Raw genomic sequence first — 6,817 nt, 5'->3', positions numbered from 1 at the left:
CAGACAGATTTAAGAAAAGCGCCTCCGGGGCGCTTTTTTATTACCTGCGATCCGGCTTTCAACAAAAGTTGAAGCGACTGGCCGGAACAGAGGCAAAATCCCTGCTTCTTCTGCTGGCGTAACGCCCCGCTAACATTTTCAACATCAGTGCTTCTCAAAAAAATCGCTGCCAAATCAATTCAGTAAACAACAATCAGCAGAAACACACTGTGTTATCCCGGTTTCGATGTTCATTTTTGCTATTTTTCACTGCTTTTTTGTTATTAAAATGATTTTATAATAATTAAAAAATAGTTGAATTTAATGTTGACCTACATCACAAAACTGGTATCATACCTCCATCGAAGCAAAACACGCTTACTAACCTAATTCAAAAGCAGGAGTTCATTATGAAAAGTATCAAAACTTTCTTCTCTAATCTGACCCGTGCTGCTGCTATCATTGCAAAATACAGCAAAGCATTCTGATTTAATCAGACAGATTTAAGAAAAGCGCCTTCGGGGCGCTTTTTTATTGCCTGCGATCCGGCTTTCAACAAAAGTTGAGGCGACTGACCGGAACAGAGGCAAAATCCCTGCTTTTTCTGCTGGCGTAACGCCCCGCTAACATTTTCAACATCAGCGCTTCTCAAAAAAATTGCTGCTAAATCAATTAAGTAAATCACCACCAGCAGAAACACGCTGTTTTATCCCGGTTGTGATGTTCACATTTGCTATTTTTCACTGCTTTTTTGTTATTAAAATGATTTTGCAATCATTAAAAAATAGTTGAATTTAATGTTGACCCGCATCACAAAACTGGTATCATACCCCCATCGAAGCAAAACACGCTTACTCAACTAATTCAAAGCAGGAGTTCATTATGAAAAGTATCAAAGCTTTCTTCTCAAATCTGACCCGTGCTGCTGCTATCATTGCAAAATACAGCAAAGCATTCTGATTTATCAGACAGATACAAAAAAAGCGCCTTAAAGGCGCTTTTTTTATGTCCGCAGTTTTTTCACCAGATAATCAATCAACACCATCATATGCGGCGGCTGATAACGCGACGGCGGATACAGCAGCCAGGCATCCCCGCTGTAACGGGTTTTAAAGGTCCAGTCCGGCAGAACCTGCACAATTTCCCCGCTCTCCAGCGATTTTCGTGCCGTAAATACCGGCAGCCCGCCGATCCCTAGGTGTGATTTCACCCCGCCAAGCCGCACGCCACTGTGGTTTGATGAATAACGCCCGTGTACATTCACAGACACCACTTTATTCCCCTGCTGAAAACGCCAGCGGGTATCTGCCGCTTCCTCACTGAGAAACAGGCAGCTGTGATCCTTTAGTTCCTGCGGATGAGACGGCGTGCCATGTTCCGCCAGGTATTGCGGCGTGGCACATAAAATATGGCTGACCGTAAACAGCCGCTTGCCGATAAGTCCCGGCGGTGGTTCATTGGTAATGCGGATGGCAAGATCGATCTCCTCATCAATCAGATCCATATAGCGATCTTCCAGGCGCAGCATCACATTCACACCTGGATTCATTGCGAGGAATTCATTGATAAGCGGATGCACCATAAAGTAACCCAGTGCTTTTGGTGCCCCCAGACGCACCAGCCCGGACGGTGTTTCACTGAACTGCCCGCTGGCACTCATCACCGCCCCCGCAGAGTTGACCAGCGCCCGGCAGTGCTGATATACCGCCTTGCCGCTCTCATTCAGGCGCAGCTTGCGGGTCGTACGCTGTAATAACCGGGTATTCAGGGCGCGCTCCAGCCGCGAGACCGCACGGCTGATCGCAGACGGGGTAGCGCCCAGTTGCCGGGCCGCTTCCGAGAAACTGCCGGTTTCCACCACTTTGGCAAATACCGCCATTTCTTCGAGTAATGCGAGGGTTTCATTTGTGATCACAGGGAATAAATCCTTTGCATTTTTGCCGTATTATCATATGACAGTGCCTGCAATACAATGTCAGACAACACGACACAATAATAATGAGGCACACATCACCATGACAGAAAAATGCTACCTGACCAGCCGCGCCTTACAAGGCACCGCCACTGTCCTGGAGTGCCGTCCGGCAGAGGACGGGCGCTATGCGGTTATCCTCGATAAAACCCTGTTCCATCCGCAGGGTGGCGGACAACCGGGTGACACCGGCACGCTCGGTGATGCCACTGTGATTCACACCGCTTTTATGCCGGAAGGTATCATTCATTATACCGATATCCCGGTTGCTCCCGGTGAAGTTCAGATGAATGTCGATGCGGAGAAACGTCAGCTGCACTCACGGCTGCATACCGGCGGGCACCTGCTTTCTCATGTGATGGAAACTTTCGGCTGGAAACCGACCAAAGGGCATCACTGGCCGGATGAAGGGCGGATCCAATATATTCCTGCCGGTTCCCCGGTGATCGTGGATCCGGAAGATGTCCGCCGTCACTGTCAGGCGCTGATCGACGCGGATCACCCCTGCCATCACTATCAGGATGAAGACGGTATGTTTCAGATCCGGTTTGCGGATTTTGAGCCTTACTCCTGCGGCGGCACACATGTGCAGTCACTCGGTGAAATCGGCACACTGGTGCTGAAATCGGTGAAAACCAAAAAGGGCATTCTGTCCGTTCAATACGACGTCGTCTGACGGAACCTGTCGTTCTGCGGCGGCCCCCCCCCGCCGCCCCTGTTAATCTGCTGAGGTTATAATGAATCTGTTCAACCAGAGTGAATTTCTGGCGCTTGCGCTCGTCCATTTTTTCATTGTTGTCTCACCGGGGCCGGACTTTGCCGTGACGCTGCGCCAGAGTATTTATCACGGACGCAAAGCCGGGCTGATGACGGCGCTCGGCATCGGTGCCGGAATTTCTGTGCATGTGGTGTACACACTGGCTGGTGTGACAGCCCTGATGCAAGCCACGCCGTGGCTGATGGATACCGCAAAATACATTGGTGCGGCGTATCTTATCTGGCTGGGCATTCAGTTTCTGCGCAGTAAAGGCGCAAGTGCCGCTATCACCCCGGAGAGTTCGGATCCCCCCCCGGCACAAACAGCCGGAAAGGCATTTTGGATGGGGTTTCTGACCAACGCCACCAACCCGAAAGCGATGCTGTTTTTCCTGGCTATGTTCACCACGCTGGTCAGTCCGTCCACGCCGGTGACGGTCAAACTGTTCTACGGCGTGTGGATGTGCGGCGTGAATGCAGCCTGGTTTATGGCCGTCTCTGTTCTGTTTTCACACCAGCGTATCCGTGAGCGGTTTCTCGCGCACAGCCGGTTGTTCGACAATGTGATCGGCACTGTTCTGCTGCTGTTTGCCGGGCGGCTTTTGCTGACGGCATAACGGCAAAGTAACCACCGGTATTATCAGGCCGGCTCCGAAACCACAGGCAGAAAATCAAAATATAACCGGCCGCCAATGGCGTCAGCATAACGAATCAATGTTCCCAGTTGCGGGTCATAGTCCCCTTTTTCCAGGCGGGAAATATTCTGTTTTTGTGTCGCCATTTTTTCAGCCACTTCAGCCTGGGTAATTTTCCGGGCTTTTCTTGCTGCTTTTAATGTATTCAGCAATACTTTTCGTGCCTGAATTTCATCCAGTGCATCAATAACTTCAGGATCTTTAAGTAATGTATTTTTCAGCTCTTCAAAAGGGACTAAATCATAATCATCATTACGACTCATTTCAGCCTCCTTATCACTTCTTTCATTCTCTCATGTGCTAACTCTAGCACCTGCTTCGGTGTTTTCTGCGTTTTTTTCTGAAAGACATGCACAATAATTATATGGTTTCCCCGGTAAAAAAAGAAAACACCTCTGGCACACCCTTCATAAGAACGGATCCTCAGCTCCTTCAGCCCGTCACGATGAAGGTCACGAACAACCGGTTCTTTCAGAAATGCGCCGTATTTACGCAAGGTTTCAAGCCCGGTCAGCATCTCAGCTTTGAGTCCTGCGGGCAGCTTCATAATCTCTTTTTCTGCTGCTTTAATTACTGAAAGTTCAAACATCCTTCATCCCAATGTTTTCTTTTCAGTTTATCGCCCACACCAAATGTAATCAAATATGATTACTGTATACCATAACTCCATTCAATATAGCAAAAAATAAATTTGGTAATTAATGCTGCCTTTTGCAGTTATCGCCAAATTCATTGCCACGTTAATAGTTTGATATGGTAATGTTTAAGGACGTTAATAATTACGTGTCGTTATGCGCTCATGTATTTACGCCTTGTTGTACCGATGAGGCCGTCCCGGCACTCATCAGTCACCCGGACAGAACGGAGAAGATAATGATTAAACTGAAAGATATAGAACAGGCTCTGCGTCCTCAGCCATCCTACAAAATGCTGATTAACGGCCAGTGGGTCGAAAGCAGTGATCACGCCAAAAGCCAGACATTTAACCCCGCAACCGGTGAATTACTGGCAGATTATCCGGCCGGTACCGCGCAGGATGTCAACACTGCAGTTGCCGCCGCCAAAAAGACCTTCGAAACCTGGCGCCATACCTCCCCTGCTGAACGTCAGCAGCTGTTACTGAAAATTGCCGACCGCCTGGAAGCCGAAAAAGAGCGCTTCGCCACCCTGGAATCCCTCGATAACGGTAAGCCGTATAATGAGGCTATTTCCATCGATCTACCGGCCGCAATTGACCATTTCCGCTACTTTGCAGGGGCTATCCGTGCCCATTCCGACCAGGCCGATGTGCTGGATGAAAACACCCTGAGTCTGGTGATCCGCGAGCCGCTGGGTGTTGTCGGTCAGATTATCCCGTGGAACTTCCCGCTGCTGATGGCTGCCTGGAAACTGGCACCGGTCATTGCTGCCGGAGATACCGTGGTGATCAACCCGGCCAGCCTGACCCCGCTGACCCTGCTGGAACTGGGCCGGATTCTGAATGATGTGCTGCCTGCCGGGGTGATTAACATTGTCACCGGTCGCGGCTCGGTGGTCGGCCAGGCGATTCTTGACCATCCGGATGTGGATAAAGTGGCGTTCACCGGCTCCACCAGCGTGGGTTACACTGTTGCTGCCGCTGCCGCGAAAAAACTGATCCCGGCCACTCTGGAGCTGGGCGGTAAATCCGCCAATATCGTGTTCCCGGATGCCAATATGGAAAAAGCCGTCAAATATGCGGCTATCGCGATCCTGATGAACCAGGGTCAGGCCTGTGAATCCGGTTCACGCCTGTTCCTGCACAAAGATATTCACGATGAATTCCTGAAAAAACTGAAAGCCCGTTTTGAATCTGTCAACGTCGGAGATCCGATGGCGAAAGATACCCAGATGGGCAGCCAGGTCAGTCAGGGACAACTCGATACCATTCTCAGCTATGTGGAACTGGCGAAAAAAGAGGGTGCCACCATCCTGACCGGCGGTGAGCGTCTGACCAGTGACGGGCTGGATGCCGGATTCTTTATGAAGCCGACCATCATCACCAATGTCACCAACCAGATGCGGGTTGCCCGCGAAGAAATTTTCGGGCCGGTCCTGGTGGTGATCCCGTTCAGTGATGAGGATGAGGTTATCGCGATGGCCAATGATTCCGAGTACGGGCTGGGTGGTGCGGTCTGGACACAGGATATCAACCGTGCACTGCGTGTGGCGAAAGCGGTCAGAACCGGCCGTATGTGGGTGAATACCTATCATGAACTGCCTGCGCATGCCCCGTTCGGCGGTTATAAAAACTCTGGGCTGGGACGGGAAACCCATAAAATGATGCTGGATGCCTATACGGAAGTGAAAAACATCTATATCAGCACCAAAGAGTCATAATTCATCATCATGCAAATGCCCGGCAACGCCGGGCATTTTTTTATTTATTGGTTGCTTTTCGCTTCCGATGGCGGGTTTTTCCCGGCAGATCGCGCAATACTGTACATCCGCTGCATCATCATCTGATCCGCTGTTTCCGCCACAATAATCACATAGCGCCGCTCTTTCTGGTCATAACGGAAATAGGTACACTCCGGCTTGCCCCAGCGGTTGTAGTAAACCGCACCATTATCTTCCTGATAGACAATACCTTTTTGCTGATTCAGCCATTCATCAAAACGCCAGCGGTATTTCGGGACTTTAACCAGATGAATGATACCTTCCGCGTCACTGAGTGGATCCCGGAAGCGGTAAATCTCCGTATTATCATCATCACTTTCAATATGAAGGCCGCCGATATCGCGGACATAATCGCCGTCCTCCTGCTTTTTCAGGCCGATGGCCATTGTTTCCGGCAGAGTGACGGAGATATTTTCTGTCATTCTGATGGTGTCACCGGGAACCGGCGGGAAGCCGTTTTCTTTATAAAACTGACGCTGCGTCTCCAGATACGCTTCATAGGAGGCGGCTCTGACATCGGACACGGCTTTCATGCCTGCCAGTTTTTCGGAGGTGTGATCGGCACGGGAAAGGGTCATTTTCAGAGTGCAGTTAAAAAAGCCGCACGCGCCCTCTTTTTCCGTGGTCAGATAGACGGTCTGCCCGCTGTCCGGTGATGTCCAGGTGGTCTGTATATTATTCAGATCAAACGTATCGCCATGAATATCACTGTCAAAACGGTTGCCGCTGTTATCCACCGTGACTCTGCCCGGCTCAAACCAGAAGAATGTGGTGTCTTTCAGGCTGACCATAGTGTCGCGGATAGCGGCTTTGACATTTTTTTCCGGGTCACTGTTCTCCGGCGCATTATCCGCCGGGTTATCATAGGTAACGGTAATATTATCAATCACGTAATATCCGTCCGGCGCAGGCGGCGGGGCTTCCTTACATCCGGCCAGCAATGCAATCACCACAGATAAAAAAATACCCCTTTTCATGACTCATCCTTTATTTAATC

At 50.1% G+C, this 6,817-nt stretch carries 8 protein-coding genes; 3 read left to right on the top strand and 5 right to left on the bottom strand.

All coding sequences use genetic code 11. From position 1 onward, the window contains the following. Positions 1–472 precede the first annotated feature (472 nt). A complete protein-coding gene (locus ACF8OF_RS19780) occupies positions 473–679 on the bottom strand; it encodes a hypothetical protein (RefSeq protein ID WP_279798643.1) in 207 nt (68 codons plus the stop codon). Between the two features lie 303 nt (positions 680–982). Continuing rightward, entirely contained in the window at positions 983–1,894 is a 912-nt protein-coding gene (locus ACF8OF_RS19775) for a LysR family transcriptional regulator (RefSeq protein WP_262861386.1), read from the bottom strand. A gap of 100 nt (positions 1,895–1,994) precedes the next feature. Here ACF8OF_RS19775 and ACF8OF_RS19770 point away from each other — a divergent pair, with 100 nt between their 5' ends. Then, positions 1,995–2,627 carry a metal-dependent hydrolase gene (locus tag ACF8OF_RS19770; RefSeq protein ID WP_392496665.1) on the top strand — a complete coding sequence of 211 codons (633 nt, stop codon included), beginning with the start codon at positions 1,995–1,997 and terminating at the stop codon, positions 2,625–2,627. Between the two features lie 61 nt (positions 2,628–2,688). Further along, on the top strand, positions 2,689–3,324 hold the full coding sequence (locus tag ACF8OF_RS19765) for a LysE family translocator (RefSeq protein WP_392496664.1): 636 nt from the start codon (positions 2,689–2,691) through the stop codon (positions 3,322–3,324). Positions 3,325–3,347: 23 nt separating this feature from the next. Here ACF8OF_RS19765 and ACF8OF_RS19760 read toward each other — a convergent pair whose 3' ends face one another. Together ACF8OF_RS19760 and ACF8OF_RS19755 are read right to left on the bottom strand one after the other, a co-directional pair. Then, positions 3,348–3,665: a helix-turn-helix transcriptional regulator gene (locus ACF8OF_RS19760; protein ID WP_279798652.1), complete on the bottom strand. Its 318-nt coding sequence runs from the start codon at positions 3,663–3,665 to the stop codon at positions 3,348–3,350. Beyond that, the gene (locus ACF8OF_RS19755; RefSeq protein WP_279798654.1) at positions 3,662–3,991 is read right to left on the bottom strand and encodes a type II toxin-antitoxin system RelE/ParE family toxin; all 330 of its coding nucleotides are present in this window, start codon (positions 3,989–3,991) and stop codon (positions 3,662–3,664) included. The genes ACF8OF_RS19760 and ACF8OF_RS19755 overlap by 4 nt, the downstream gene beginning before the upstream one ends. A gap of 284 nt (positions 3,992–4,275) precedes the next feature. Here ACF8OF_RS19755 and ACF8OF_RS19750 point away from each other — a divergent pair, with 284 nt between their 5' ends. After that, the gene (locus ACF8OF_RS19750; protein ID WP_392496663.1) at positions 4,276–5,760 is read left to right on the top strand and encodes an aldehyde dehydrogenase family protein; all 1,485 of its coding nucleotides are present in this window, start codon (positions 4,276–4,278) and stop codon (positions 5,758–5,760) included. Between the two features lie 44 nt (positions 5,761–5,804). Here the strand turns inward: ACF8OF_RS19750 and ACF8OF_RS19745 are convergent, their stop codons facing one another. Then, positions 5,805–6,797: a hypothetical protein gene (locus ACF8OF_RS19745; RefSeq protein WP_274371198.1), complete on the bottom strand. Its 993-nt coding sequence runs from the start codon at positions 6,795–6,797 to the stop codon at positions 5,805–5,807. Positions 6,798–6,817: the final 20 nt, after the last annotated feature.

It is taken from the genome of Morganella sp. TYF_1 (assembly GCF_043105645.1).
Taxonomy (GTDB): Bacteria; Pseudomonadota; Gammaproteobacteria; order Enterobacterales; family Enterobacteriaceae; genus Morganella; species Morganella morganii_B.
This window is presented reverse-complemented; position numbering and strand designations above follow the sequence as displayed.